Below are 25158 nucleotides of genomic sequence, written 5' to 3'. Positions count from 1 at the left end.
GAGGATAGACAAGGTGATAGAATAACGTATTTAGTTAAAAAAATCTCGTTATTTGAAATAATGCCTCACCGAAAATAAAAATAAAAGCACATATTATTAAAAATTTAGACGCAAAAAAGTGCTTTCCTCAATATTTTTAGAAGTTGATTCTGTGGATAAACAAAAACATAATGCCGAAAAATTTTATCAAAATGTTGTCAAAAATAATGTCGGCAATAATAATAATTGGAAAGATTGATTAGTCGCGGAAATTAGTAAATTGGAAAGGTTGTCCCAATTCACCATTTTTAACTAATGCCATAGTTGCTTGTAAATCATCACGTGATTTTCCAGTAACTCGAACTTGGTCACCTTGTACTTGCGCTTGGACTTTAATTTTACTATCTTTGATTAATTTAACTATTTTTTTAGCTAATTCTTTATCGATACCTTGTTTTAGTTTGACAGTAATGCTATAAAATTTTCCGCTATGTTCCATCTCTTCTGGAATCTCTAACGCACCGCCATCAATACCACGTTTAGCCAGCTTATCGCGTAAAATATCTAATAGCTGTTGAACTTGGAAATCAGATTGGCTAGTTGCCTTGATGGTTTCATTTTTTTCATTGAGTTCAAAAGATGCTTCGACATTTTTAAAATCCCAACGAGTTGCCAATTCGCGAGTCGCATTGTCGACCCCATTTTTGACTTCTGGCATTTGAATTTCTGACACAATATCAAAAGAAGGCATAAATTTTCCTCTTCTAATCGTTATAAAATATAACTTACTTTAAACAACTCATTTTATTGCTACCGTAACATTTACGGCAGCTTTAATAGATAGATTAATAAAATTAATCAATAGTACGAAGTAATTCGTTAATACCGACTTTACCTAATGTTTTAGCATCTACTTTTTTAACGATTACTGCACAATAAAGGCTGTATTTACCATCTTTAGTTGGTAAGTTACCTGATACCACCACAGAACCAGCCGGTACGCGACCATAGTGAACTTCACCAGTTGCACGATCATAAATTTTAGTACTTTGACCAATAAATACACCCATTGAGATAACGCTGCCCTCTTCGACAATCACACCTTCAACAATTTCACTACGAGCGCCGATAAAACAGTTATCTTCAATAATAGTTGGGTTTGCTTGTAACGGCTCTAATACACCACCAATTCCAACACCACCTGATAAGTGAACATTTTTACCAATTTGCGCACATGAACCAACGGTTACCCATGTATCAACCATAGTCCCCTCATCAACATAAGCACCGATGTTGACATATGAAGGCATTAATACTGTATTACGAGCTACATAAGCACCTTTGCGTGCAATTGCTGATGGAACTACGCGGAAACCTTCTTGTTGGAAACGGGCTTCATCATACTCAGCAAATTTCAACGGTACTTTATCATAATAATTAGTTGCGCCACCATCAATAAGTTGATTTTCATTAATACGGAATGAAAGCAACACTGCTTTTTTTAACCATTGATGAGTTACCCAATCGCCATTAATCTTTTCTGCGACACGCATTTTACCGCTGTCTAATAAAGCGATACATTGGTTGATCGCATCACGCGTCACTGTATCAACATTTGAAGGAGTAATTTCAGCACGACGTTCAAATGCTGCCTCAATAATAGTTTGTAATTGTTGCATTTCTTGTTTCCTTTAACTTTAAGTCCGTTAGCAAATTTAATTGGCCTAACAGTATAATATAATATGCCACTATTTTTAAGTGGTTTATCGTATCATTAAGATCTCTCAAAAAAAGTTAATTATTTGGAATGCCTTTCACAAAATCTTAGTAAAAGTTAATAGCGTGATTTTATTTAGATATAAAGTTTAATTCTCGTTAAATTTCTCAATAAAAAAATAATGCAAAACAGCGGATTTTCTTTATTAGAGCTTTTATTTGTTATCAGTATTAGTGCTATTTTAGCCGCAATTGGTGTACAACATTGGAAAGAGTTACAACTGCGTAATGAACTAGCAACCACCACAAAACAGCTAGCCTGTTTTTAGAAGAGGCTCAAGCCAGAGCTTACAATACTAACGAAAACTATCACGTATATTATTTTTTTCAGCCTTGGTGTTTAAGTATCAGCAAAGGGGAAAAACCAGCCACTTGCCAAGAAGGCACCACCTATTTTATGAAGCCTAACAATTCCGTTGAATTAAGTGATTTAACTGATAAAAAAGCTATCTCCTTTTGGGGCCGGAAAAATATGGCGCAAACAGGTACAATCGAATTACACAACACCATTGGTACTACGCAAATTATCATTTCATATCGTGGACGAATTCGATTTTGTAAAAAGAATAGTTATTTACCAGGACTACCTAGATGTTAAAACAAAATGGATTTTCATTATTTGAAATATTGTTGAGTATAGCTTTTTCTAGTCTAATTTTTATTGGTATCACCTCATTCTATAGTAAATTACAAACTATATTACTGGAGAAAAATCTACGTATTCATTTAGAAAAGAATATCCATCAAGGGTTAGTTAGTATAACCAAAGATCTAAAACGTGCTGGTTTTATTGCCAATAGCCCCGAAAAAATGAAACAACATCCAATTGAAATCAATACTTCAAACAATTGTTATATTTTTCGTTATGATAGTGAGATTCGCAATGATTGGATTTATGATCGTAATACGCCAAGTAAATCAGACATTTTTGCTTATCGTTTCTACAAAAATAATTTGGAATATAAAGTTGGTTCAATAAGTTGTGAGGGTGTAAATTGGGAGAAAATATTCGATCCTCATGACATTAAAATAACGCAATTTTCAATAAAACAGCAAAATAATTATTTTGTAATAAATATTGCTGCTCAATTAAAGAAAAATAAAAAAATAATCTATCAAACGGTAACCATTATCAAGAATGAAAATCCATTTTAATAAAAAAACAACACAGATAGATGGCTTTAGCACGCTAATAATGGTAATTATTTTAACCATAGTCGGACTCATTTTATTAACCGGTTTTCAAGCTATAGTTAATTCATTAAAAAAAAACTATTTAATTGAGATTCAATATTATCGCCAGTTTAACCTAGCGAGCTCTAGTTTAAATTGGGCAATTCAGCAGACCTGGCAACTTCCGACCGAAGAGTGGCAATGCTTATCTGATGCGCAATATCATTTAACAGCATGTATAAAAAAATCACGATTAAAAGTGGATAACTATACCTTAGTACGCGCCCAAGCTGATGACTATTATCTTTATATGTTAACGCATTTTGCAGATAATCACTTGATTATTGAAAAAGGACATTGGCTAGATTATTGTCCAGAAAAAAGGTTAGTTGATTGTGAATAGAAAAAACATAGCTGGATTTAGCTTAATTGAAGTCATGATATCATGCTTAATGTTTGCCATCATTATGCTAGGTTTTAGTGGTTATTTAACTGCAATTATTAGTCAACACCACTATTTCCAAAAACAGTTTAAAGCGGAGCAAATCGCCTTTGCTTTACTTGATAGTTATCCTCATACTGTACCGCAAATAATACCGAATAATTGGCAATATCAAGTTTATAGCCAACCTTATAGTACATCTTGTCGGATAGTTTTTATTAATGTTATTCCTCCTAATCATAAAACAATTAAACAGCAACGTTTACTATGTGATTAATGTTCATTGCTAAAAATATATCACGCTGTTTATTTTCTATTTTTTCATTCCATGCTACTGCAATATCCCATCCCGTTTGCGCTAATTCTAGCGTGATGAGTTTCATTCCTTTAGATAAAAATAGCTATGCATTTTTGTTGATTGAATTTACCAAACAACAATCTTATTTTTTAGTATTATTGCTTATTTAAGCTAGCAATTTTTAGTTTAAATGAAAAAAATAAAAATCAGCAACCATCAATTAAACAATGGTGCTTCTGATTAATTTTTATTAATGAAATAATTATGATCAGTCAGCTAACCAAGGATATAAATGTTGCAATACTTGCTCTGTTTTTTCCGCATGAACATTATGGCCAGCACCGGCTACTGTTTCAATTTGCGCATTAGGAAATTGGCTAAAAATGGCAGGATAATCCTTATCAGTAATATAGTTAGAATTTCCTCCACGAATAAATAAAGTAGTAATATCACAAGCTGAAATAATTTGCCAATCACAAATATTGTCATACTGATTAATAATTACATCAGCATTAAATAGCCAACGCTCATGTTTAAAGGATTTGAGCAAAAATAAAATCGTTGGTTCACTTAAGCCATGTTGTCTCATGACTTCAGCGATTTGCTTTCTATCAACTAATTGTTGAACAATGCATTGTGCCAATGCTTTTATGACCGGAGTATTAATTGTTTGAGTATATTTAACTGGCGCAATATCAATTACACAGATTTTAGCAATTTGTTGTGGAATCAATTGGCTTAGTTGCAAAGCAACTTTCCCCCCCATCGAATGACCAATCAAGATTAAGTTTTGTAATTGCAAATCATGGCAGAGTTCCACGATATCTTCCGCCATAGCTTGATAGTTCATGATATTTGACCATGGCGATTGGCCATGATTACGTAAATCAACTTGTATAGTTTGATAATTTACAACGAGGTCTTTAGCTAGCATGTTTAAGTTATCTAAACTACCAAATAGCCCATGCATTAATAAAATCGGTTGTTTATTGCCTTGTAATTTATAATTTAATTTCATGTTTTAACTCTATTTATTGCAACTGACTTCAATAGCTAGTCATTGATGAACAATTCAATAACTCCTAAAAGCATAACTATGATAGAATTTAGTCTAAATTTTTCAATTAATATTAAGCCATATGTTTCAAAATAACCCATTACTCGCCCAACTTAAACAAGAATTATACGAACAAAAACCGCGTGTTGAAGGTATCGTCCGAGCGCACAAAAAAGGATTTGGTTTTTTAGATGTTGATAATAAAACCAATTATTTTATTCCGGTTGCAAAAATGAAGCTATTATGCAATGGTGATAAAGTATCGGGAACTATCATCAGCAATAATGATAAAGAGTCATTTGAACCTGAAACATTAATTGAAAGTAGCTTGCAAAAATTTATTGGTAAAATCGGCTTTTTAGATCGCGCTATGGTGATTTATCCAGAAAATATGCCAACAAATTTTGCCATACGCTGTAAAGTTAATCCTCAAGTTGCGCAAAAATTAAAAGAAGGTGATTGGGTTGTTGCTACATTGCAATCACATCCATTAGAAAAAGATAAAAATCATTTTTCTGCTGAAGTAACCAAATTTATCGCTAGTTCTGATTCAATTTATCAATTATGGCTCAAAACTTTGGCGCGTTACGATTTAGAAGATAAAGCACCTCAAGAGGAAGCTTTCACAATATCAGAGTCTGAACAGGAAAATCGTCAAGAGTTAACTGATGTACCATTTTTCACGGTTGATAATGAAAATACCGAAGATATGGATGATGCCATTGCAATTTCTCAAGATGAAATTGGTAACTATCAGCTAATGGTCGCCATCGCCGACCCTACCGCGTATATTCCTCAAGATAGTGAAGTCGATAATATCGCTAAAATTCGTAATTTTACCACTTATCTGCCCGATTTTAATATTCCAATGTTACCTAAACAATTGGCTGATGATCTATGCTCATTAAAAGCCAATGAAAAACGACCAGCCATGGTTTGTAAAATTAACATTGATAAAAATGGTCAATTTGCTAATGATGATATTAGTTTCACTCCTGCATGGATTGAATCGAAAGCTAAACTTGCTTACAACAATGTTTCTGATTTCTTAGAAGGTCGAAGTGATTTAAATATCGATGATGCCACGATAAAAAAACAACTTAAATTACTATCAGAACTAGCAAAAGCACGTATAGATTGGCGACAACAAAATGCGTTAGTATTTAAAGCCAATAATGATTATCGATTCGTACTAGATGATAATCGCCAAGTAAAAAACATCATTAAAGAATTACGTGGTATTGGTAATAACATTGTTGAAGAAGTGATGATTATTGCCAATTTAGCTCTAACTATGTATTTGCAAGAAAAAGTAGGCACTGGGGTGTTTAATACCCATTCAGGTTTTGATAGCAAATACATTGAACAGATCTTAAAAATATTAGCCGATAATGGCATCACTGATTTCGATAAAGAATCACTAATGACATTTGCAGGATATGTCAAATTACGTCGATTAATTGATGATAATGACTTCCTATCGGCAAGGTTAAGAAAATTCCAAACTCCAGCTGATTTTTCATTAACACCAGAACCACACTTTGGCTTAGGATTTACAGCTTATGCAACCTGGACATCACCAATTCGCAAATATGGTGATATGATAAACCATCGTTTACTTAAAGCTTCGCTTAAAGAGCAACCATTCATTGCGCCAACTTCCGAACAACTACAAAGTATGTCTGATCGTCGAAAAAAATTACGTTTAGCTGAACGTGATATCGCCGAAAATCTTTATAGCCAATACCTAACCAATAAACAAGGAAAACGCTTTAATGCTGAAATAATTGATATTAACCGAGGTGGTGCTCGAGTCCGATTGACCGAGATAGGGGCATTCGCATTTTTACCTCTCTCCATGATTCATAACGTTCGTGATGAAATAACCTTAAATCTTGATGAGGGTTCAATTAAAATTAAAGATGAGCTTGTACTTAAACTAGCTGATACAATATCAGTTGTACTCCAACAGGTTAAAACTGAAAACAACTCGATTATTGTAAAAATCGATGAAAATAAATAAAGATTATCTTATCAATTTAACCTTTTTCACACTAATTATTTAACCCTGATAATAATCAGGGTTAATCTAAATACAATTAATGATATTTTTAATATTTAACCTCTTTTTTTTATTAAAAATATCTGCTATCTTTCACCGCTTAAAAATAATAATTAGCGCGAGATAAAAACAATTTAGGAGAGGGAAATGATATCAATTCACGGTCATGAAGTACTACAGATGATGGATGGAAACGATTATACCGAATCATCTTTACTTAATGCTATCAATGAAAAGTTTGGTACCGAAGCTAGATTTCATACCTGTTCTAACTCCGATATGAATGCCGAGCAGCTTATTGCTTTTTTAAAAGCAAAAGGAAAATTTAAGCCAGCTTTAACCGATGATTCACAATTTACTGTTGATATAAAAAAAATGTGCCGACATTAAACAAAATCAGCAAAAGAATATTTAGTGCGTTTTTTACTAAATTAATGTAATCATCTAGTGTTTTTAAAAGAATAAGAGTATATAATTTCGCGTTACGACTTCACTAGAAAGTGTTAAGTTGCTCAACCTGAATTTTCAACTCAAGAATATGTTCATGGAATTTGATATATGAAAATAAGTAATATCCTTACATGTGCCATTGTCTTTATTCTTGCCACAGGCTGTGTAAAAAACAATATGTCTAAAACAAAAAATAATGGCAAAAATATTGAAGTCGATTCGTTAGCAATATTACAAGAACAAACAGAACAAAATAATCCGTTTGTATCTAATGCCAAAAATCAATTACTTCAATTAGTTGGCGATAAACAGTTTGACAGTTATATAAAAAAACACGGTATTTTAGACTGTAAAGATGACAGTAACGAATCTTCCTGTGTGTTAAATTTTTATCTTAACGAATTTTATAAGTTAAAATATGATATTCAACTCAAAAAAGTGATTGAAGAAAATCAAGCCGAACATAAAATTGAGTTAAAGAAAATTAATCCAACCGACAATAATCTAAACAATTACTGTCAATGGTCAGCAGATTTTGTTGCAGCAGTTTACAGCAAAGATACAGAAAATATAACTAATCGCTATCAACCATTATTTAGAATGTCAGAACAAGATTTGGCTGCATTACAAACTAAAATTCTCAAAGATAATTACTCGCATTTTTTAATTGATGAAAATCCAAGTATTCTTGACGAAATGAAAACCGATTATCTTGAAAATTGTTTAAGTAGTCCTAAAGACAATATTATCAATTACATTAATATTTTTAGATAATACTTAAGTGAGTCTTTTTTATGTACAATTTATTACCTATTAGTCGATTTAGTAAAACATTAACTTGCAAGATGTTATGCATAGCATCGATATCTTGTTTGAGTTTTTCTTCATGGGCTTTTACTTTTAATGATGTAGTGACAAAAGCAGAAAAATTATCAAAAAAGTCTTATGTCCAACCATCTAAAAATATTCCTAGTGAGCTATCTTCACTACAATTTGCTGATTATCAAAAAATTTCTTTTAAACATGATAAAGCTTATTGGAATGATCGTAAGAGTCGTTTTAAACTTGAGTTTTATCATGAAGGTATGTATTTCGACACGCCGGTTAAAATTAACGAAATTGTAAATAATCAAGTTAATGAAATAAAATACAATCCAGATTATTTTGACTTGAGCAAACTCAATTTAGATAATTTAAACACCAAAAATCTTGGTTTTGCCGGTTTTAAAGTTCATTATCCAATTAATAAACCAACGAAAACCGATGATGAAATATTTACTGCGCTTGGTGGTAGTTACTTCCGTGCCGTTGGTAAAGATCAACGTTATGGCCTTTCTGCAAGGGGGCTTGCCATCGATACTGGTGAAATGTCAGGAGAGGAATTTCCACGATTTAAAGAATATTGGATTGAACGTCCAGACCCAAACCAAAAGCATTTAGTCATTTATGCATTACTCGACTCTCAAAGTGTGACAGGTGCTTATAAAATTACTTTAGTACCAAGTATTGATACAACAGTCACAGTAGAAGCTAAAGTATTTTTCCGTGATTCAGTTAAAAAATTAGGTATTGCGCCATTAACTAGTATGTTCTTATATGGTCCAAATCAACCTTCACCACTACTTAATTATCGTCCAGCAATGCATGACTCAAACGGGTTATCTATTTTGGCCAATAACAACGAGTGGATTTGGCGCCCTTTAAACAATCCAAAACGTTTATCGTTTTCATCATATAGTTTAGAAAATCCGAAAGGCTTTGGCCTAATCCAACGAGATAAAGGTTTTGATGATTATCAAGATTTAGATGACCATTACGAACTAAGACCAAGTGTTTGGGTTGAAATCTTAAATGATTGGCAAAAAGGACGAGTTGAACTTGTCGAAATTCCAACTGCAGATGAAACAAATGATAATATTGTTTCCTTCTGGGTTCCGGAAAAACAGTACAAAAGTGGTGATCAACTTACTTTTAAATATCGATTACACTACACACTAAACGAACAAAATCGCTATCCAGCTAACGTCGCTAGAGCTGAAAGTACACGTTTATCGCTAGGTGATATCAAACAAGCTAATTTAATTCGTAAACTTGATGGTTCTAATGCTTATGTTATTGATTTTACTGGTCCTCAGTTATCAGACAAAAAGCCTGTTAAAGTTATTTCAAGCATTAATAACGGATCAATTGTTAGTTGCGACACTCAATACAATTCGGTGACTAAAGGTTGGCGTGTTATTATACGGTTTAACGTTGAAGATAACAAAAAAGCAACCGATCTGCGAGTTCAGCTCGCTTCTCAAACGGGTGAAGTATTGTCCGAAACTTGGAGCGGGCAATATCCTGCTCAATAATTATAAAAATCAGCCAATAATATGAAAAAAGATTACTTCGAAAATCTACCTGACGCCGAAATTTGGCGTCAGAAATCGGAAAACAATAACTCACTTGTCAATGATGTCGAATTCTTAAAATATCGATTGAATCAAGTCGGCAATACTGAATATTTTAATGAAACAAGACAACAACAACCTAGCTATCCCAAAGTTGAACGTGTATCAGTACAACCACAAATTTGGGATGAACACTATACAGCTAAATCAAAACCACGTGTAAATATTATCGCACTTATTCGTCGTTTAATTATGTTTGCGCTTATTGCCGTGCAAACTTACTATGGTACGATTTATTTATCATCACTTTTGCCGTATCAAAGCTGGCAAAAGATTAGTTTTATGGCAAATTGGGAAATCAATCCGGAACTGGCTATCTATAGTATCATCCCTTATATCATACAAGGTTTTATTATTGGTCTCTTTGCTATATTATTTTGTTGGATTTCAATTGGTTTTTGGACCAGTATCATGGGCCTTATTTTAGCGGTGATAAAAAAAGACCGTTATACCATTGCTATTCCTAACGATCCTGCATCCCATATTGATGCAAAACATCGTACGGCATTAGTCATGCCTATTTGTAATGAAGATGTTTCACGAGTATTCGCAGGACTTGAAGCTACCTATGAATCACTGGTTGAAACGGGACATGCTCAATGTTGTGATTTTTATATTCTTAGCGACACAAACGATCCTGATTTGTATGTTAATGAATTAAAGGCTTGGGCTGATTTTAATGCTAAAAAAGTAGATAATGGTTGTAATATTTTCTATCGTCATCGTAAACGTCGTGTGAAACGTAAAAGCGGTAATATTGATGACTTTTGTCGTCGCTGGGGACATCAATATGAGTATATGATGATTCTTGATGCTGATAGTATTATGACTGGCGATTGTATCTTAAAAATGATTGCCATGATGGAAATGAATCCGACAGCAGGTATATTACAATCACCACCAAAATCAGTCAGAATGACAACCTTATACGGCCGTATTCAACAATTTGCCAATCAAATTTATAGCGATATTTTTTGCTCAGGTACTCACTTCTGGCAACTAAGTGAAGCCCAATATTGGGGTCACAATGCCATGATTCGCCTCAAACCATTTATTGAACACTGTATTTTATCACCATTGCAAAAACGTAAAGGCCCGATTCATATCTTATCGCATGATCTGGTTGAAGCAACTTTAATGCGCCGAGCTGGTTATGGGGTATGGATTTCCTACGATATGAATGGTAGTTATGAAGAGTTACCAGGAAACATGATAGAAGATCTCAAACGAGATAATCGATGGTGTATGGGTAATCTGATCAATCTTCGCTTAATATTCAAAAGTGGCATTACTTTAACCCACCGAGTTATGTTTTTAACCAGTGGTATGGCTTATATTTCATCATTATTGTGGTTGGTATTTTTAATTTTCTCTACACTATTATTATTAGTGTTCAATATTTCTGAACCACAATATTTTTTCCAACCCAACCAATTTTACCCAACCTGGCCAAGGTGGGATGAACAATTAGCTATTCAACTACTTTCAACTACGATGGTATTGTTGTTTGCACCTAAATTATTTAGCTACGGAATTATTATAGCCAGAACAGGGGCAAAAGATGTAGGCGGGATATTTAAACTAACCTTATCAATTCTTATTGAAATGGTGTGGTCAATGATCCTTGCACCAATCCGTATGATCTTCCATAGCAAATTCGTTGTTAAAGCATGGCTTGGTAGCAAAATTCAATGGAAGTCACCATCACGAAGTGATGATGCCTTAACTTGGGGGGAATCATTCTATTTTTGTTGGCCTTTATCATTATTAGGGATTGTGTGGTTATGCGTGATTATTTGGTTAAATCCACAATTTACCTATTGGTATATCGCAATTTTAATCCCATTAACTATTTCACCACTGGTAATTCGCGTTTCTGGATTATCTAGTATTGGTATGAAAGCTAAACAAGCAGGGTTATTTTTAACTCCTGAAGAAACCCACCCTTCACGTGCAGTAAAACTCACTGGTGACTATTTAACGCAAACCGAAGCTGCTTTTATGGAACATGGCTTTGTTATGGCACTTGTCGATCCTATTTATAATGCATTAGCCTGTGCATTATCGACTTCTCGTCATTTACCTAATACAAAAAATCAGCAATTGCGCCAACAACTGATTGAGCACTATCAGCAAGTGGATTTAGAAAAAATCAGTAAAGAACAACAATTAGCAATTTTAGAAGACCCAATTATTCTTTCTGCACTTCATTGTCACATCTGGCATCAGCAAGAAAAATACGACAATTTGTTCTCATTATGGCAAAATGAACGCCAGCAATAAGAGATAGGGCTTAATGCCCTATTTCTTCTTTTAGTAATTAATCAAAATCCATGGATATTTTTTATGACTTGGCAACCTACTGCATCAATTAATAATTTACTTAAGCGCGCTAAAATTGTATCTCAAGTAAGACAGTTTTTCGCTGATCGCTGTATATTAGAAGTCGAGACGCCAACCTTAAGCCAATATGCAGTAACAGATGTGCATCTTAGCTCATTTCATACCTTATTTTTAAAACCTGGTGAAACCAATGAACAACAAGGGCAGAAAATGTCATTAATCACCAGCCCTGAATATCATATGAAGCGTTTATTAGCGGCTGGCAGTGGCCCTATTTATCAAATCTGTAAATGTTTTCGTAATCATGAAGAAGTGAGTCGCTATCATAACCCTGAATTTACCATGCTAGAGTGGTATCGAATCCAATTTGATATGATGCAAATGATTAATGAGGTAGACGATCTATTACAAAACGTTCTAGATTGCGAACCAGCCGAGCGTATCTCCTATCAAAAAGCATTTCAACGTCATCTAAATATTGACCCATTGGAAGCTGATCAAGCAAGCCTAATTGATGCGATTAAAAAGCTTAATATCGAGCTTAATACTGATGATTATGATCGAGATACTTTATTACAATGCTTATTTAGTTTTGGCGTCGAACCTCATATTGGTCAAGAAAAGCCCGTTGCAGTATATAATTTTCCAGCATCTCAAGCAGCATTAGCAGCGATCAGTCCGGAAGACCATCGAGTCGCCAGCCGTTTTGAGTTTTATTATAAAGGTGTAGAGCTAGCTAATGGATTTAAAGAGTTAACCAATCCACAAGAACAAAAGATGCGTTTTGAACAAAATAATATTGATCGGGCAAATCAAAACTTACCACCACAAAATATTGATATTGAGTTAATTGCGGCTATGGAAGCAGGTTTACCTGATTGTGCCGGTGTTGCCGTAGGACTTGACCGCTTAATTATGTTAGCACTTGATGCCATGAATTTAGATGATGTCATTTCATTCACTTTTGCAAGGGCTTGATCATGTTTGGAAGTTTAGACTTAAGTGAATGGATAGCGATAATAATTGCTATTATCGCCATTGCTTTATTAATCGCTTTATTAAAAACTCAATTTAGAGCTAATAATCTACATGCCTTATTTGATTTACAACTGAATCAGAAAAAACAAGAAAATCAGGTTTTAAATAATCAAATAACACAGTTGGAACAAGAGTTAAATCAATACCAACAACAAAATATCGCCCAAAATATTAAAATTAGCGAATTGCAAACACGTTTAGAAGAGACGATGAATGCCGCTCACCAACGGCAAACCATTCTAGAACAAAGTGAGCAACGTTTAACAACTCAGTTCGAAAATTTGGCTAATCGAATTTTTGAGCAAAGTGGTAAAAAGATTGAGCAACAAAATAAACAAAGTTTAGATTTTCTACTTTCACCACTAAAACAACAACTAGAAGGCTTTCAAAAGCAGGTTCAAGACAGCTTTGGACAAGAAGCCAAAGAGCGTCATACTCTCACCCATGAAATCCGCAATTTGCAACAGCTTAATGAATTAATGACTAAGGAAGCCACTAATTTAACTAATGCACTAAAAGGCAATAATAAAACTCAAGGTAATTGGGGAGAGTTCATTCTTAGTCAAATTTTGGATAACTCAGGACTCCGCTTAGGACATGAGTATCACACTCAGGTTAATTTAACCAATGAAAATAATCAACGATTGCAACCAGATGTAATTGTTCATTTACCTCAAGGCGGTGATGTTGTCATTGATTCCAAAGTTACTTTAGTTGCCTATGAACGTTATTTTAACAGCGATGATGATGATATTAGAACTAAGGCTATTGCCGATCATTTAGCTTCAGTACGTAATCATCTAAAACAGCTTAGCCAAAAAGATTATCACAAACTAATTGGTATCAATTCATTAGATTATGTATTAATGTTTATTCCAGTTGAACCAGCATTTTTGTCAGCAATTGATCAAGATCCGTCATTAATTAATGATGCTTTAAAAAATAATATTATGATTGTTAGTCCAACAACCTTATTGGTAGCGTTAAGAACTATTCATAATTTATGGCGATTTGAATACCAAAATCGTAATGCCGAACTTATTGCTGATAGAGCAAGTAAACTATATGATAAAGTTCGCGGTTTTATTGAGGATATGGAAAACCTAGGTAACTGTTTAGATAAAGCACAACAAACCTATCAAAATTCAATGAACAAACTATCTAAAGGACGAGGTAATGTTATTGGTCAAATAGAACGATTCAGAGAATTAGGAATTGAAGTTAAAAAACCGATCAATCCTGATATAGCCCAACTATCAGTTGATGAACTTGAACGTGAACAAGAAGATTATCCATCTTGCCACGATACTCAATAAAACTAATCGCAACTCATTGGTTAATGATGTTTTAATTAATGTAATAATTTAACTTAAATATCTTAATTCACCATCAGAAAAAATACGTGTATACTCATTTAACACAAAGGGGGACGATATGGCAAAAAAACAAGATAAAGAAGCAAGTTTTGAAGAAACTATCCAACAACTTGAAGCAATTGTCACTCAACTTGAAAATGGTGATTTACCATTAGATGAAGCTTTAAATGAGTTTGAAAAAGGCATCAAATTAGCCCGTTCTGGTCAAAAACAACTTAATGAGGCTGAACAACGCATCCAAATTTTGTTATCTGAAAATAGTGATGCTCAATTATCTGAATTTTCAATTGATAATAATGAATAGCACAAAACCATTACAAGAACGTATTGATAATTATTTAACAACATATATTTCGCAATTTGCCCCTTCAAACTTGCAACAGGCGATGAGCTATAGTCTGCTTGCCGGAGGCAAACGAATCCGCCCTATTCTAGTTTATCTAACTGGGCAGATGTTTAATTGTCCTTTAGATAAACTTGATCCTATTGCAGCTGCTATCGAATCAATGCATACTTATTCTTTAATTCATGATGATCTACCTGCCATGGATAATGACAACCTCAGGCGAGGAAAACCTACTTGTCATATTCAATTCGGTCAAGCAGAAGCCATTCTTGCTGGCGATGCCTTACAATCGCTAGCTTTCAGTTTATTATGCGAAAATCAACATATTGATAACCAAAGTAAAATTAATATGATTAGCGAACTCGCTAACGCCAGTGGTCTTGCAGGTATGTGCTTAGGTCAATCACTTGATTTGCAAGCAGAACATCAAAAGGTAACCCTTGAACATTTACAAAATATCCATAATTATAAAACCGGTGCTTTAATTCAAGCAGCAGTTAGGCTTGGAGCTTATGCTAGTGGTGATGTAGCCAAACCCTATTATCAAATGTTAGATGACTATGCTCAAGCTATTGGATTAGCATTTCAAATTCAAGATGACATTTTAGATGTTATTGGTGAACAAGAACTAATGGGCAAACCACAGGGCTCAGATATTGCACTTGAAAAAAGTACTTATCCGGCATTAGTTGGCTTACAAAATGCAATTGAAATGACAAACACATTATATCGGCAAGCTATCGATAGTCTGCGGCAAATACCTTATAATAGCCAACCATTACAAGATCTTGCTGGTTTTATTATTAATCGAAATAGTTAACCTAATAACTAGATGATAAAAATGAATTTAGATAAATTTCCTTTATTAAAGCAAATCAATTTTCCCACGGATCTTAAACGTTATCCGCTATCACAATTGCCAGAGATTTGTCAGGAATTACGACAATTTTTATTAGATAGTGTTAGTCAATCTAGTGGTCATTTAGCTTCAGGTTTAGGTGTAGTCGAATTAACCGTCGCTTTACATTACGTCTATAACACACCATTTGATAAAATTATATGGGATGTAGGGCATCAAGCTTATCCGCATAAAATCCTTACTGGTCGACGTGATCAGATGCTAACCATTCGCCAAAAAGGTGGATTGCACCCTTTTCCTCATCGTCATGAAAGTGCATACGATGTGTTAACTACTGGCCATTCATCAACATCTATTAGTGCCGCGCTAGGTATTGCTATTGCTGAACAACAAAAGCGATCAGGACAAAAAGTAGCAGCAATTATTGGTGATGGTGCATTAACCGCTGGTATGGCATTTGAAGCAATGAATCACGCAGGTCATATAAAACCCGATATGTTAGTCATTGTTAATGATAACGATATGTCGATTTCTGAAAACACCGGCGCACTTAATCAGCATTTAGCGCAAATTTTATCAAGTAAAGCTTATACCTCTTTTCGTGAAAGTGGTAAAAAAGTCCTTTCGAATATTCCGCCATTAAAAGAATTATTCAAAAAAACCGAAGAACATTTAAAAGGATTAGTTACTCCAGCCATTTTATTTGAAGAATTAGGCTTTAATTACATTGGGCCAGTAGATGGTCATGATGTCGAAACACTCGTAGCTACCTTGCAAAATGTGAGGCAGTTAAAAGGACCACAACTACTGCACATTATTACTCAAAAAGGTAAAGGCTATGGCCCTGCCGAACAAAACCCGACTTTATGGCATGGTGTTCCCAAATTTAATCCCAACGAAGGGACTTTACCGATTTCAAAGAAAGTTGCACCAACCTATTCCAAGATATTCGGTGATTGGCTGTGTGAGATAGCCGAACATGATAAACGTTTAATGGCAATTACTCCTGCCATGGGCGAAGGCTCTGGTATGACTGAATTTGCAAAACGCTATCCCAATCAATTTTTCGATGTGGCCATTGCCGAGCAACATGCGGTAACGTTAGCCGCTGGCTTTGCTATTAGTGAACTAAAACCAGTTGTAGCTATCTATTCTACTTTTTTGCAACGTGCATATGATCAAGTGATCCATGATATTGCTATCCAAAATTTACCTGTCTTGTTTGCTATAGATAGAGCAGGCATTGTTGGAGCTGATGGTGAAACCCATCAAGGCGCTTTCGATTTAAGTTTTCTACGCTGTATTCCTAATCTTGTTATTATGACTCCGAGTGATGAAAATGAATGTCGACAAATGCTTTATACAGGTTATTTACATAATGGCCCATCAGCGGTACGTTATCCTCGAGGTGAAGGATGTGGTGCTAGCTTACAACCACTCAATCCAATACCATTGGGACAATCGAAATACTGTCGAGAAGGTGAAAATATTGCTTTACTCAATTTTGGCACATTATTACCTGAAGCTTTACAAGCGGCTGATCAAATAAATGCTACAGTGATAGATATGCGTTTTGTAAAACCACTAGATGAAAAAGTCCTTTTGCACATTGGTCAAAGCCATAATATACTTGTCACCATCGAAGAGAACAGCATCAAAGGTGGGGCTGGAAGCGCCGTCAATGAATTTTTGTTATCGAAAAAAATAAAATGTGATATTTTAAACATCGGATTGCCTGATGTGTTTATTCCACAAGGATCGCAACAAGAAATGCGTGATGAAGTTGGATTAAACGCCAAACATATAATCGACAAAATTAATACATTTATAAAACTATAGGTTAAATATGGAAACTCAAGCTGTCACGGTTCAGATTTTTGGGCGAACGTTAAAGTTTAATTGCCCTGTCGAAGAAGTTGACGCACTCACAAATGCGGCTAAAGATTTAGATGCACGCTTAACAAATTTACGAGAAAAATCACCACAAGTTGGTAGTGATCAACTAATCATGACTGCTGCGCTAAATATATCTTATGAACTAACGAAAGAGAAAGAAAAAAGCGACGAGTTCGCTAATAGATTAAAAATGCTACAGCAGTTACTTGATTCCGCTTTAAATACCAACAATTAGTTAGCTTTAACGTAAATATTCAACAAAGACTATTGTATGATTTTCTAAATTTTGTATTATATTAATTATCTCTGAGATGTTCGGGATAAGGGTTAGTCCCCTGAGCCGATATTCTTTAATTTAGAGTGGTGTGATTTTTAATTGGTGAGTATGCCTAATTTAATTAGGAAACCTAAAAATTAAAACATGCTATTCACCTTGAACCTTGGGTTCAAGGGTTACGACCCTAACGACATCTTGGAGTGATTCTTTCTTCTCTTTTTCAATAGATAACTAATGAATATTCGGCAAGCGATACGTCAAAAAAGACGTGAATTATCTCCACAACAACGCAATAATGCGCAGCGAATTATTTATCAAAAAATTGAAACTCATCCAGCTTTAAATCAAGCTAAAAACATCGCTATTTTTTTGTCATTTGATGGGGAAGTCGATACTAAACCGATTATTGAATATCTATGGCAACAAAACAAATCGGTCTATTTACCGGTACCGATAGCTGAACAGCAACTACTCTTTTTAAATTACTCGCCGAATACACCATTGATAAAAAATAAATTCGGCATTTTAGAACCAGCAATCAATGAAACCAGTAGCATAACGATAGAGCAACTTGATATTGTCTTTACCCCACTGGTGGCTTTTGACGAGCGCGGTTATCGCATGGGGATGGGTGGAGGCTATTATGACCGAGCATTAGCCAATTACCAAAAGCAGCAAATCTTACCGATTGGGCTCGCATTTGCCTGCCAAAAATTAGCCAAGATTGATAATCAACCTTGGGATATCAAATTGCCAGAAATAATTTATGCTTAAAGGCTAAAGGTAATTCGTCCTCTATATTTCATTAGGTGATAATCTTTTTCAATTTATTCAATAAATCAGCATAATTTACTTTACTAAAATCATCTACATTCATTTCAAACAATGTCCCTAATGCAAATTTATCATATTGTCTATCATGGCAAATTTGATAAAACTTTTCTTTGGTTATCAAATCATCGGCAAGATTACGATCAGCTAATTCGTCACCATAATGATAGTGGGTCATAATATGCGATAAATGACGTTCTAAAGAGCGATCACGCTTATATCGGCGTTGCCAAAGAATATCAAAATTAGCCACCAAGCGAATGGTTATTACCTGATAATGGTAGCGATTAGCAAAATCGTTTAACTGATTTTTTTGCTTATCGCTAAATGGATATTCCGAAATAATGATCTTCTTGCCAGCATCCATATACCACTGCAACACCCCGTAATAAAAATGCCAAACTTTTTGTTCTAAGGCATTTTTCTCAGCAAGTGAATTAAACCCAACGGAGTCGGCATACAACTCCTTTGCTTCATCGGGCGTCAACAGCAAACTGTTGGTGAATTGTCGCTGCAATAGATGGATCAAATATGTTTTTCCGGTACAAGGACAACCAGCAAGTAAGATCAAATATTTTGGCATATAAGATTACCTTAGTTAATACGATGATTAACATTGAGAAACAAACTCATTTTATGTTTGACAATATCTTTAACTGCTTGATTAGCAGGAATCACATTATGCCTTAGCGACTTATTAACTTCAGTTTGAGCAAACTGATCTTTAGCAACTTGTGTCCAATTAACTAACAACTCAGTACCGACATTGAATTTACGAATGCCGTTGTTAATCAGCTCAGGATAATCTTCCTCCTTCACACCGGTACCACCGTGAATAACTAATGGAATATCAACCATTGCATGAATCTCTTTAAGTAACGGAATATTGACTTCAGTTTTCGATTTAAACTGACCGTGATTAGTCCCGATTGCTACCGCTAAAGCATCAATTCCTGTGGCCTGTACAAAGGCCAAAGCATCACCAGGTCTAGTGTAAACTTTATCGTTAACTTCAACGTGAATGCCCTCCTCGGTGCCACCTATAGTACCAAGCTCGCCTTCTACCGACACACCTCGAGCATGGGCATATTCAACCACAGCTCGAGTTTTTAGTATATTCTCTTTAAACGGTAAGGATGAGCCGTCAAACATAACCGAGGTAAATCCACTATCAATCGCCTGTTTGATATCATCAAAATTTTTAGCATGATCAAGGTGCAAAACCGCATCGACAATTTCTTCATCAGCGATGGCTTTTATGGTATTGACCAAGACTTTAAAACCAATATAACGAGCGGTATCAACACTTGTTTGGATAATAATCGGTGCGCCAACCTCTTTCGCCGCTCGAAGCATATCGGGTAGCATTTCTAAATTATGCGTGTTAAATGCGCCAACAGTAAAATTAAGTTTAGTCGCTAATTCGGTTACCGCTTTAAGTGTAGTGTACATAACTTTTTCCTTTAATTTCGTTGAATTGTAGCTAATTTGGCAATATTGCGCATTTCATCCATTTTATTCATCCAAAAGTCGATATCGGTAATTGATCCTGATTTTGCTGCCTCTGCACGTTTATGGTTATACAAACTCATTAGGATTTTATATCCTTCACCAATTGATCTCTTTTGTTGCATGCTGGTTTCTAAATACTCCATAGCCAAATCAACACGCCTTAACTGGTTATACAGTATTCCTATTTGTTCATTACAACTGGCCAATAATTGAACATCATCGGTATGGGTAAGTTGTTGTTTGAGTCCATTAATCTGATGTTCAATTTGAGCAATCTCATCAGCTGTAAGCTCTCTTAGAGTTGATGCTTCTATTTGAACAGATGGTTTATTCTTTTTAAAAAAGTTAAACATGGTCACCTCTTAATTAAAAATTCTTCAATAATGGGCTCAAAATCCAAGCATAAAGCAAGGCCACCGTAACGGTATCCACATCAGTCGCTGTGGCATTAACAAATCCCATTTGATTAAAGATAGTGACTAACAGTGCGGGTAATAAAGTGATAAATATCCCATGGGCTATTCCACCAATTAAAGCGCCACGACGTCCACCTACGGCATTACCAAAGATCCCCGCGGTACCACCAGCAAAAAAGTTAGTTAGCATGCCAGGAAGAATCATCGCAAGGCCAAAGAAAGGTAAAGTTAACATCGCAATTACCGTACCAATAGTGGTAGTAATAAAACCAAGAATAACGGCATTAGGGCTATAGGGGAAAAACACTGGACAATCAAGCGCAGGTATTGCATTAGGAACAATCTTCATGGCGATCCCTCTAAAAGCTGGCACGATTTCACCCAGTAATAACCTAACTCCGGCTAACAACACATAAATACCAACTACAAATATGATTGCTTGAGTAAATGCATAAATAATATAGTTTTGACCGCCAGATAGTGTCGAAGCATATTCTTCACCCGCAAAAAGCACGGTGATAATATATAAAGGCAGCATTACCACCATAACTGATAAATAGGTATCTTGTAAAAACTCAAACGATTTTGGTAATTTTATATCTTCAATTGAACGTTTATTTTCCCCTTTCTCACCAACAACATAAGCAACACCCGCTTCGAACAGATAACCAATAGTACAAAAATGCCCAAGTGCGATATCATTCGAACCAGTAACTTTACGAATAATAGGTTGAGCAATCGCTGGCATAAAGACGGCAAAAAGTGCACCAATAACACCACCGACTAAAATCAAGCTCACACCTGAAAGACCAGCGAAACTACCAAACACGGTTGTCATGGTTGCCATCCAAAGAATAGCCTGGCCAGTTAAAAAGATATATTTAAAACGAGTAAAACGGGCAATTAAAATATTAAAAATAAATATCATTAAAAAGGTTAAGGCAATATCTCTACCCAAACCTAATTGATTCATGGCTTGACCATTGATTGCCTCAATGGAAGGAATAATGCCTTGCATATCAAAGCCAGCTGTAAAAATTTGACCAAAATAACTCAAACTACCAACAATAATACTTGATCCGGCATTGAGCACTTGAAAACCAAGTAGGGTTTTTAGTGTTCCTGATATGGTTTGCCCTACCGATTTTTTTTGCAGAATAAGACCAAGCATAGCAATTAAACTAATTGTGATAGATGCTTGAGTTAGAATATTATCAATAATGAAGTTAATTACGTTCATAATGCTCTCCTTTTTGCTTATTAAAGCAATCCTTTCTCTTGCAAGACTGGACTTAATTTTTCATCAATTTCCGACTTCGAAACGATATTTTTTAGGTACACAATTGAGGTGTGGTCACTGATATTAAATTTGGCAAATTGCGAACGGAAATTTTCTGCGGTAATAATAATATCGACATTCATCGACGCGGCAGAAGAAATATCCGTATGATCTAATTTGGCATCAATACCTTTAGCTTTTAGTACATCTTCAGTTGCCATTTGGGCAGCAAAACTACTACCAAGACCGGCACCACAAACAAATAAAATAGATAACTGACTCATCGGGGATCCTCCTATAGCTTATTAAGTTAAAGCTGGGGTTGGTTCATTAAATAAAATCGCTTTAAATTGCGAGACACAATGACACATTAATAAGCGATCAAGCTTACTTTCATCATTAATCAGTTCAATCAAACTGCGCATAATATTGAGGTGAGAAAAGGAATCGATAGCCGCCAGACAAAATATAATCTTAACTGGCCCCATATCCTGATTACCAAAATCGACAGGATCACGCATGGTCATCACACTAAGTCCTAATTGATTAACACCATCTTCAGGCCGAGCATGCGCTAATGCCAAATTTTTGCCGATAACGATATACGGACCATATTGTTCAAGCGAGCTAATCATGGCATCGACATAATTTTTTGAAATATAGTTTTTCTGCAAAAGCGGTTGAGCAACAAAAGTGATAGCTTGCTGCCAATTAGAGCAAGTTTGTTGCAATATAATGTCATCATCGGTAAGAATATCTTTCAACATAGGTTGGATTTTCCTTTTATTGATTTTAAGATTATTGATAGCTAAACACTTCTCCAATTGGTTATAAATTGGTGCAGACACCACACCGCCACTCTCTTCAATTAAATTAACTAAAGCATAAAAAAGATCAGTGGCATCAGTGCAGTGATTAACCATACGTTGGTGATCACGATTTTTAGCTAAAAAATCTGTAATGATAGGGTGATTTTTTTCTTTTAATATGGGTTCTAACACCAAAACAGGATGTTCATAATGTGATAATGGAAAAGTCGAAAAAATCAAATCGAAATCAAGTTGCTTCAATAAATGCTGATCATTACGAGCCAAAATCGCCAAAATCTCGATATTGAAAAATTCTTTAAGTGATTGAGCTAAAAGATTAGAGGTCGCAATACCGTGATCACAAATGACCACCGCTTTAAAATAGTAACTTCGCTCTTGGTTGATCTCACTGGCGAAAGCAGAAAAATGAATGGTTAAAAAAGCAACTTCATCTTCAGATACTTTATTGCTTAAAGTGGTCTCAAGATTTTGGATAAATTGTGCAATAGCCGAATAGATAACACCATAATTCTGTTTAATATTATCTAATAACGGATTAATAATATGGATATTATTGCTCACCCGTGCGATTAACCCGGCTAAATGCTTACATAAATTTTCGTATAACTGTTCTTGTTTAATAGAAAACGGAATTTGTGTCTTTTCCTCAACATAATTGACCAATTTAATCGCCAATAATTGTGCATTTAACCAATCGATAGAATTATTGATATCCTTAGTATTAAAGGTCTCTAACATATAAATGATATATTGCTGTTCTTGACGACTAACTTGTAAAGCTGCGTGCTGACAAACCAACCGAATAAATTGGCTAATACTGCCGGAATCATTATGAATAAAATCAGATCGAATCTTAGTGAGATGGTGATGTTGTTGATTACGAATAACCCAAATTGCAGTAAAAATAACAATTTGCTGTTTATAAATTTCATCATGAACTTGGCTCATTGTTTGTTCAGCAAGCTCAAATAATTTATTAATCAACATTTGCGGAATGTAACTAAATAACAACTGTTGAATTAAATTTAACTCTTTTAACGGCTGCTCATAATTGAGATTACTGGCATATTGATTTATCACCTCATACATCATCAAACGAATTGAACGTTCTAATCCAACTAATTGCATTCCTAATTTAGGTTGACTCACCAACTCAATATCATATTTTTTTAAACGCAATTTAAGTTTACGAATATCTTCGTCTAACACACTTTTAGAAACATAATAACTATTCTCTTTTTGGCTTAAAATGATAGGTGTAACTGAAAAAGCAATAGCTAACAATAGATCAAATTGACGTTCTTCTTTGCTTAAAATGGGGGAAACGGGTAATTGTTGTAAGGCAATCTTAACTAATTGCTTTTGTTCATTAGTACCCTTGATAATAAAACCTTTATTACGGATTGAGGAGATAAGTGGCAACGCTCTTTTATGTAAAAAATCATTTATTTCTCGTATCTCATTTCGCATTGTACGAGTACTTATCTGAAACTCTTCCGACAATGTATCAATAGTTAATGGATAATCAATAGATATGAATTTTCTAAATACTGCAATTGTTCTTGTTCGCATAAAATCATTCACCTATTTACTTCATAAATTTAGTATAAGTGAGTGATAGTGACATACCTAGTTGGTATTTTTGCAAATAATCATTGCAAAAATTAATTATGGATTAGGTATTTAAAGTTAAGATGGCGGTGTTTTTTTAACAATAAGGTGATTTAAAGGCAGGAGAATATATCAATAACGGCATACTAACTATGCCATATCGAAGGCAAATTTATGGCAAATGAATCAAAAAATTATGCATTTGCCACTAAATAAAATTGAATAAATGATAGGCTAGATCATTTTTTCTTTTTCAGAATAGCTGCCATTAGCGGACGATGACAATGATAAATCATGTCTGATTTTAACATCACTAATTCGGCTAATGGTATAGTCCAATCAGGTATTTCCGTAGTTTCCGGATGTTTTGGATCAATCGGATTATCTACGGTATAAAGCTCAGTATTAGCAAATAAATATTGCTTTTTAGCAATATCTACATCATCACTATCGCTAAGCATTTTACAGTTATCTAATAGCTCTTGGGCAAATTGTTCTGGCCAATCATCCGCAAAGTGCTTAAATTTAGCAAAGCTTGCTATGTGCCTCAACATATCACGAAACAGTAATAAATAGACCATTTGAACATTTCGCCCAGATAAACTAGCAAGCTGTTCATCAGACAATTTATCATTGAAAAAACTCGGTCCCCATTTAAAAAACAATGTATCTTTATACAAATTAATAATAGGTTTAGCTGCACTATATTTCGACTTAACTAAACTATCAATTTCACGAGATAGTTGCATGGTAGGATAACCAACATTATTACGACCATTTAAGTCTCGTTCTGATAAAGATTGTGTTTTTTTGCTGGGTAAAAGTTTTTTCAAAAATCCTAACATAATATATCA

Annotated in this window: 27 protein-coding genes and 1 other RNA gene; 18 read left to right on the top strand and 10 right to left on the bottom strand. The window is 34.5% G+C overall.

The window, feature by feature from the left end:
- Nucleotides 1-238: 238 nt before the first annotated feature.
- Complete coding sequence (locus B6C84_RS03020) at nt 239-730, bottom strand: YajQ family cyclic di-GMP-binding protein (RefSeq protein ID WP_034903574.1); 492 nt, start codon at nt 728-730, stop codon at nt 239-241.
- A gap of 103 nt (nt 731-833) precedes the next feature.
- On the bottom strand, nt 834-1658 hold the full coding sequence (gene dapD / locus B6C84_RS03015) for a 2,3,4,5-tetrahydropyridine-2,6-dicarboxylate N-succinyltransferase (protein ID WP_065578459.1): 825 nt from the start codon (nt 1656-1658) through the stop codon (nt 834-836).
- A 219-nt stretch (nt 1659-1877) separates the two neighbouring features.
- Between dapD and B6C84_RS03010 the strand changes: the two genes are divergently transcribed.
- The 5 genes from B6C84_RS03010 to B6C84_RS02990 all read left to right on the top strand — a co-directional run bounded on the left by B6C84_RS03010 (nt 1878) and on the right by B6C84_RS02990 (nt 3647).
- A complete protein-coding gene (locus B6C84_RS03010; RefSeq protein ID WP_086354075.1) occupies nt 1878-2024 on the top strand; it encodes a pilus assembly FimT family protein in 147 nt (48 codons plus the stop codon).
- Between the two features lie 128 nt (nt 2025-2152).
- Nucleotides 2153-2353, top strand: coding sequence for a hypothetical protein (locus tag B6C84_RS03005; RefSeq protein ID WP_086354074.1), 201 nt, complete (start codon nt 2153-2155; stop codon nt 2351-2353).
- Complete coding sequence (locus B6C84_RS03000; protein WP_065614080.1) at nt 2347-2910, top strand: prepilin peptidase-dependent protein; 564 nt, start codon at nt 2347-2349, stop codon at nt 2908-2910. Before B6C84_RS03005 ends, B6C84_RS03000 begins: the two co-directional genes overlap by 7 nt.
- A gap of 40 nt (nt 2911-2950) precedes the next feature.
- Nucleotides 2951-3331 (top strand): DUF2509 family protein, encoded by a 381-nt coding sequence (locus B6C84_RS02995; protein WP_165754933.1) that lies wholly within the window; start codon nt 2951-2953, stop codon nt 3329-3331.
- Nucleotides 3324-3647, top strand: coding sequence for a type IV pilus modification PilV family protein (locus B6C84_RS02990; protein ID WP_034903814.1), 324 nt, complete (start codon nt 3324-3326; stop codon nt 3645-3647). The genes B6C84_RS02995 and B6C84_RS02990 overlap by 8 nt, the downstream gene beginning before the upstream one ends.
- A gap of 289 nt (nt 3648-3936) precedes the next feature.
- On the opposite strand, the gene B6C84_RS02985 is transcribed toward B6C84_RS02990, so the two are convergent.
- On the bottom strand, nt 3937-4686 hold the full coding sequence (locus B6C84_RS02985) for an alpha/beta fold hydrolase (protein WP_086320992.1): 750 nt from the start codon (nt 4684-4686) through the stop codon (nt 3937-3939).
- A 121-nt stretch (nt 4687-4807) separates the two neighbouring features.
- Here B6C84_RS02985 and B6C84_RS02980 point away from each other — a divergent pair, with 121 nt between their 5' ends.
- From B6C84_RS02980 to B6C84_RS02920, 13 genes are all read left to right on the top strand, one after another.
- Nucleotides 4808-6748, top strand: a complete 1941-nt coding sequence (locus B6C84_RS02980; protein ID WP_086320991.1) for an exoribonuclease II — start codon at nt 4808-4810, stop codon at nt 6746-6748.
- A 186-nt stretch (nt 6749-6934) separates the two neighbouring features.
- On the top strand, nt 6935-7177 hold the full coding sequence (locus tag B6C84_RS02975) for a YecH family metal-binding protein (RefSeq protein WP_065578465.1): 243 nt from the start codon (nt 6935-6937) through the stop codon (nt 7175-7177).
- Between the two features lie 168 nt (nt 7178-7345).
- Nucleotides 7346-8011, top strand: a complete 666-nt coding sequence (locus tag B6C84_RS02970) for a hypothetical protein (protein ID WP_086320990.1) — start codon at nt 7346-7348, stop codon at nt 8009-8011.
- A gap of 20 nt (nt 8012-8031) precedes the next feature.
- Nucleotides 8032-9591 (top strand): glucan biosynthesis protein G, encoded by a 1560-nt coding sequence (locus B6C84_RS02965; RefSeq protein WP_086320989.1) that lies wholly within the window; start codon nt 8032-8034, stop codon nt 9589-9591.
- A gap of 21 nt (nt 9592-9612) precedes the next feature.
- On the top strand, nt 9613-11973 hold the full coding sequence (gene mdoH, locus B6C84_RS02960; RefSeq protein ID WP_086320988.1) for a glucans biosynthesis glucosyltransferase MdoH: 2361 nt from the start codon (nt 9613-9615) through the stop codon (nt 11971-11973).
- Between the two features lie 63 nt (nt 11974-12036).
- Nucleotides 12037-13011, top strand: a complete 975-nt coding sequence (gene epmA, locus B6C84_RS02955) for an elongation factor P--(R)-beta-lysine ligase (protein WP_065578468.1) — start codon at nt 12037-12039, stop codon at nt 13009-13011.
- Nucleotides 13012-13013: 2 nt separating this feature from the next.
- Nucleotides 13014-14387, top strand: a complete 1374-nt coding sequence (gene rmuC, locus B6C84_RS02950; protein ID WP_065650968.1) for a DNA recombination protein RmuC — start codon at nt 13014-13016, stop codon at nt 14385-14387.
- Nucleotides 14388-14505: 118 nt separating this feature from the next.
- Entirely contained in the window at nt 14506-14751 is a 246-nt protein-coding gene (gene xseB / locus B6C84_RS02945) for an exodeoxyribonuclease VII small subunit (RefSeq protein ID WP_065578470.1), read from the top strand.
- Nucleotides 14744-15613, top strand: coding sequence for a (2E,6E)-farnesyl diphosphate synthase (gene ispA, locus B6C84_RS02940; protein WP_086354073.1), 870 nt, complete (start codon nt 14744-14746; stop codon nt 15611-15613). The genes xseB and ispA overlap by 8 nt, the downstream gene beginning before the upstream one ends.
- Before the next feature lie 12 nt (nt 15614-15625).
- Complete coding sequence (gene dxs / locus B6C84_RS02935; RefSeq protein WP_217336478.1) at nt 15626-17491, top strand: 1-deoxy-D-xylulose-5-phosphate synthase; 1866 nt, start codon at nt 15626-15628, stop codon at nt 17489-17491.
- Between the two features lie 7 nt (nt 17492-17498).
- Complete coding sequence (gene zapA / locus B6C84_RS02930) at nt 17499-17783, top strand: cell division protein ZapA (RefSeq protein ID WP_034903801.1); 285 nt, start codon at nt 17499-17501, stop codon at nt 17781-17783.
- Between the two features lie 65 nt (nt 17784-17848).
- Nucleotides 17849-18031: non-coding RNA, 6S RNA (gene ssrS, locus B6C84_RS02925), on the top strand.
- Nucleotides 18032-18059: 28 nt separating this feature from the next.
- Nucleotides 18060-18599, top strand: coding sequence for a 5-formyltetrahydrofolate cyclo-ligase (locus B6C84_RS02920; protein ID WP_086354071.1), 540 nt, complete (start codon nt 18060-18062; stop codon nt 18597-18599).
- Nucleotides 18600-18630: 31 nt separating this feature from the next.
- Here the strand turns inward: B6C84_RS02920 and B6C84_RS02915 are convergent, their stop codons facing one another.
- The 7 genes from B6C84_RS02915 to B6C84_RS02885 all read right to left on the bottom strand — a co-directional run bounded on the left by B6C84_RS02915 (nt 18631) and on the right by B6C84_RS02885 (nt 25137).
- Nucleotides 18631-19239 (bottom strand): zeta toxin family protein, encoded by a 609-nt coding sequence (locus tag B6C84_RS02915; RefSeq protein WP_086354070.1) that lies wholly within the window; start codon nt 19237-19239, stop codon nt 18631-18633.
- Between the two features lie 11 nt (nt 19240-19250).
- A complete protein-coding gene (locus tag B6C84_RS02910; RefSeq protein ID WP_086354069.1) occupies nt 19251-20108 on the bottom strand; it encodes a class II fructose-bisphosphate aldolase in 858 nt (285 codons plus the stop codon).
- Between the two features lie 11 nt (nt 20109-20119).
- Nucleotides 20120-20521: a hypothetical protein gene (locus B6C84_RS02905; protein WP_086354068.1), complete on the bottom strand. Its 402-nt coding sequence runs from the start codon at nt 20519-20521 to the stop codon at nt 20120-20122.
- A 13-nt stretch (nt 20522-20534) separates the two neighbouring features.
- Nucleotides 20535-21824, bottom strand: coding sequence for a PTS sugar transporter subunit IIC (locus tag B6C84_RS02900; RefSeq protein WP_086320981.1), 1290 nt, complete (start codon nt 21822-21824; stop codon nt 20535-20537).
- Between the two features lie 20 nt (nt 21825-21844).
- Nucleotides 21845-22147, bottom strand: a complete 303-nt coding sequence (locus B6C84_RS02895) for a PTS sugar transporter subunit IIB (RefSeq protein ID WP_034882681.1) — start codon at nt 22145-22147, stop codon at nt 21845-21847.
- A 21-nt stretch (nt 22148-22168) separates the two neighbouring features.
- Nucleotides 22169-24265 carry a BglG family transcription antiterminator gene (locus B6C84_RS02890; protein WP_086320980.1) on the bottom strand — a complete coding sequence of 699 codons (2097 nt, stop codon included), beginning with the start codon at nt 24263-24265 and terminating at the stop codon, nt 22169-22171.
- Between the two features lie 278 nt (nt 24266-24543).
- Nucleotides 24544-25137, bottom strand: coding sequence for a hypothetical protein (locus tag B6C84_RS02885; protein ID WP_133052213.1), 594 nt, complete (start codon nt 25135-25137; stop codon nt 24544-24546).
- Nucleotides 25138-25158: the final 21 nt, after the last annotated feature.

Origin of the sequence: Gilliamella apis (genome assembly GCF_002142155.1) — a bacterium.
GTDB lineage: Bacteria > Pseudomonadota > Gammaproteobacteria > Enterobacterales > Orbaceae > Gilliamella > Gilliamella apis.
Note: the sequence above shows the minus strand (reverse complement) of the source record. Positions and strands in the feature narration are given on the sequence as shown.

What these genes read in the sequence shown, in the direction of transcription:
- B6C84_RS03020 (WP_034903574.1), bottom strand. Translation starts at nt 730, where the DNA reads ATGCCTTCTTTTGATATTGTGTCAGAAATTCAAATGCCAGAAGTCAAA.
- dapD (WP_065578459.1), bottom strand. Translation starts at nt 1,658, where the DNA reads ATGCAACAATTACAAACTATTATTGAGGCAGCATTTGAACGTCGTGCT.
- B6C84_RS03010 (WP_086354075.1), top strand. Translation starts at nt 1,878, where the DNA reads ATGCAAAACAGCGGATTTTCTTTATTAGAGCTTTTATTTGTTATCAGT.
- B6C84_RS03005 (WP_086354074.1), top strand. Translation starts at nt 2,153, where the DNA reads ATGAAGCCTAACAATTCCGTTGAATTAAGTGATTTAACTGATAAAAAA.
- B6C84_RS03000 (WP_065614080.1), top strand. Translation starts at nt 2,347, where the DNA reads ATGTTAAAACAAAATGGATTTTCATTATTTGAAATATTGTTGAGTATA.
- B6C84_RS02995 (WP_165754933.1), top strand. Translation starts at nt 2,951, where the DNA reads ATGGTAATTATTTTAACCATAGTCGGACTCATTTTATTAACCGGTTTT.
- B6C84_RS02985 (WP_086320992.1), bottom strand. Translation starts at nt 4,686, where the DNA reads ATGAAATTAAATTATAAATTACAAGGCAATAAACAACCGATTTTATTA.
- B6C84_RS02980 (WP_086320991.1), top strand. Translation starts at nt 4,808, where the DNA reads ATGTTTCAAAATAACCCATTACTCGCCCAACTTAAACAAGAATTATAC.
- B6C84_RS02975 (WP_065578465.1), top strand. Translation starts at nt 6,935, where the DNA reads ATGATATCAATTCACGGTCATGAAGTACTACAGATGATGGATGGAAAC.
- B6C84_RS02970 (WP_086320990.1), top strand. Translation starts at nt 7,346, where the DNA reads ATGAAAATAAGTAATATCCTTACATGTGCCATTGTCTTTATTCTTGCC.
- B6C84_RS02965 (WP_086320989.1), top strand. Translation starts at nt 8,032, where the DNA reads ATGTACAATTTATTACCTATTAGTCGATTTAGTAAAACATTAACTTGC.
- mdoH (WP_086320988.1), top strand. Translation starts at nt 9,613, where the DNA reads ATGAAAAAAGATTACTTCGAAAATCTACCTGACGCCGAAATTTGGCGT.
- epmA (WP_065578468.1), top strand. Translation starts at nt 12,037, where the DNA reads ATGACTTGGCAACCTACTGCATCAATTAATAATTTACTTAAGCGCGCT.
- rmuC (WP_065650968.1), top strand. Translation starts at nt 13,014, where the DNA reads ATGTTTGGAAGTTTAGACTTAAGTGAATGGATAGCGATAATAATTGCT.
- xseB (WP_065578470.1), top strand. Translation starts at nt 14,506, where the DNA reads ATGGCAAAAAAACAAGATAAAGAAGCAAGTTTTGAAGAAACTATCCAA.
- ispA (WP_086354073.1), top strand. Translation starts at nt 14,744, where the DNA reads ATGAATAGCACAAAACCATTACAAGAACGTATTGATAATTATTTAACA.
- dxs (WP_217336478.1), top strand. Translation starts at nt 15,626, where the DNA reads ATGATAAAAATGAATTTAGATAAATTTCCTTTATTAAAGCAAATCAAT.
- zapA (WP_034903801.1), top strand. Translation starts at nt 17,499, where the DNA reads ATGGAAACTCAAGCTGTCACGGTTCAGATTTTTGGGCGAACGTTAAAG.
- B6C84_RS02920 (WP_086354071.1), top strand. Translation starts at nt 18,060, where the DNA reads ATGAATATTCGGCAAGCGATACGTCAAAAAAGACGTGAATTATCTCCA.
- B6C84_RS02915 (WP_086354070.1), bottom strand. Translation starts at nt 19,239, where the DNA reads ATGCCAAAATATTTGATCTTACTTGCTGGTTGTCCTTGTACCGGAAAA.
- B6C84_RS02910 (WP_086354069.1), bottom strand. Translation starts at nt 20,108, where the DNA reads ATGTACACTACACTTAAAGCGGTAACCGAATTAGCGACTAAACTTAAT.
- B6C84_RS02905 (WP_086354068.1), bottom strand. Translation starts at nt 20,521, where the DNA reads ATGTTTAACTTTTTTAAAAAGAATAAACCATCTGTTCAAATAGAAGCA.
- B6C84_RS02900 (WP_086320981.1), bottom strand. Translation starts at nt 21,824, where the DNA reads ATGAACGTAATTAACTTCATTATTGATAATATTCTAACTCAAGCATCT.
- B6C84_RS02895 (WP_034882681.1), bottom strand. Translation starts at nt 22,147, where the DNA reads ATGAGTCAGTTATCTATTTTATTTGTTTGTGGTGCCGGTCTTGGTAGT.
- B6C84_RS02890 (WP_086320980.1), bottom strand. Translation starts at nt 24,265, where the DNA reads ATGCGAACAAGAACAATTGCAGTATTTAGAAAATTCATATCTATTGAT.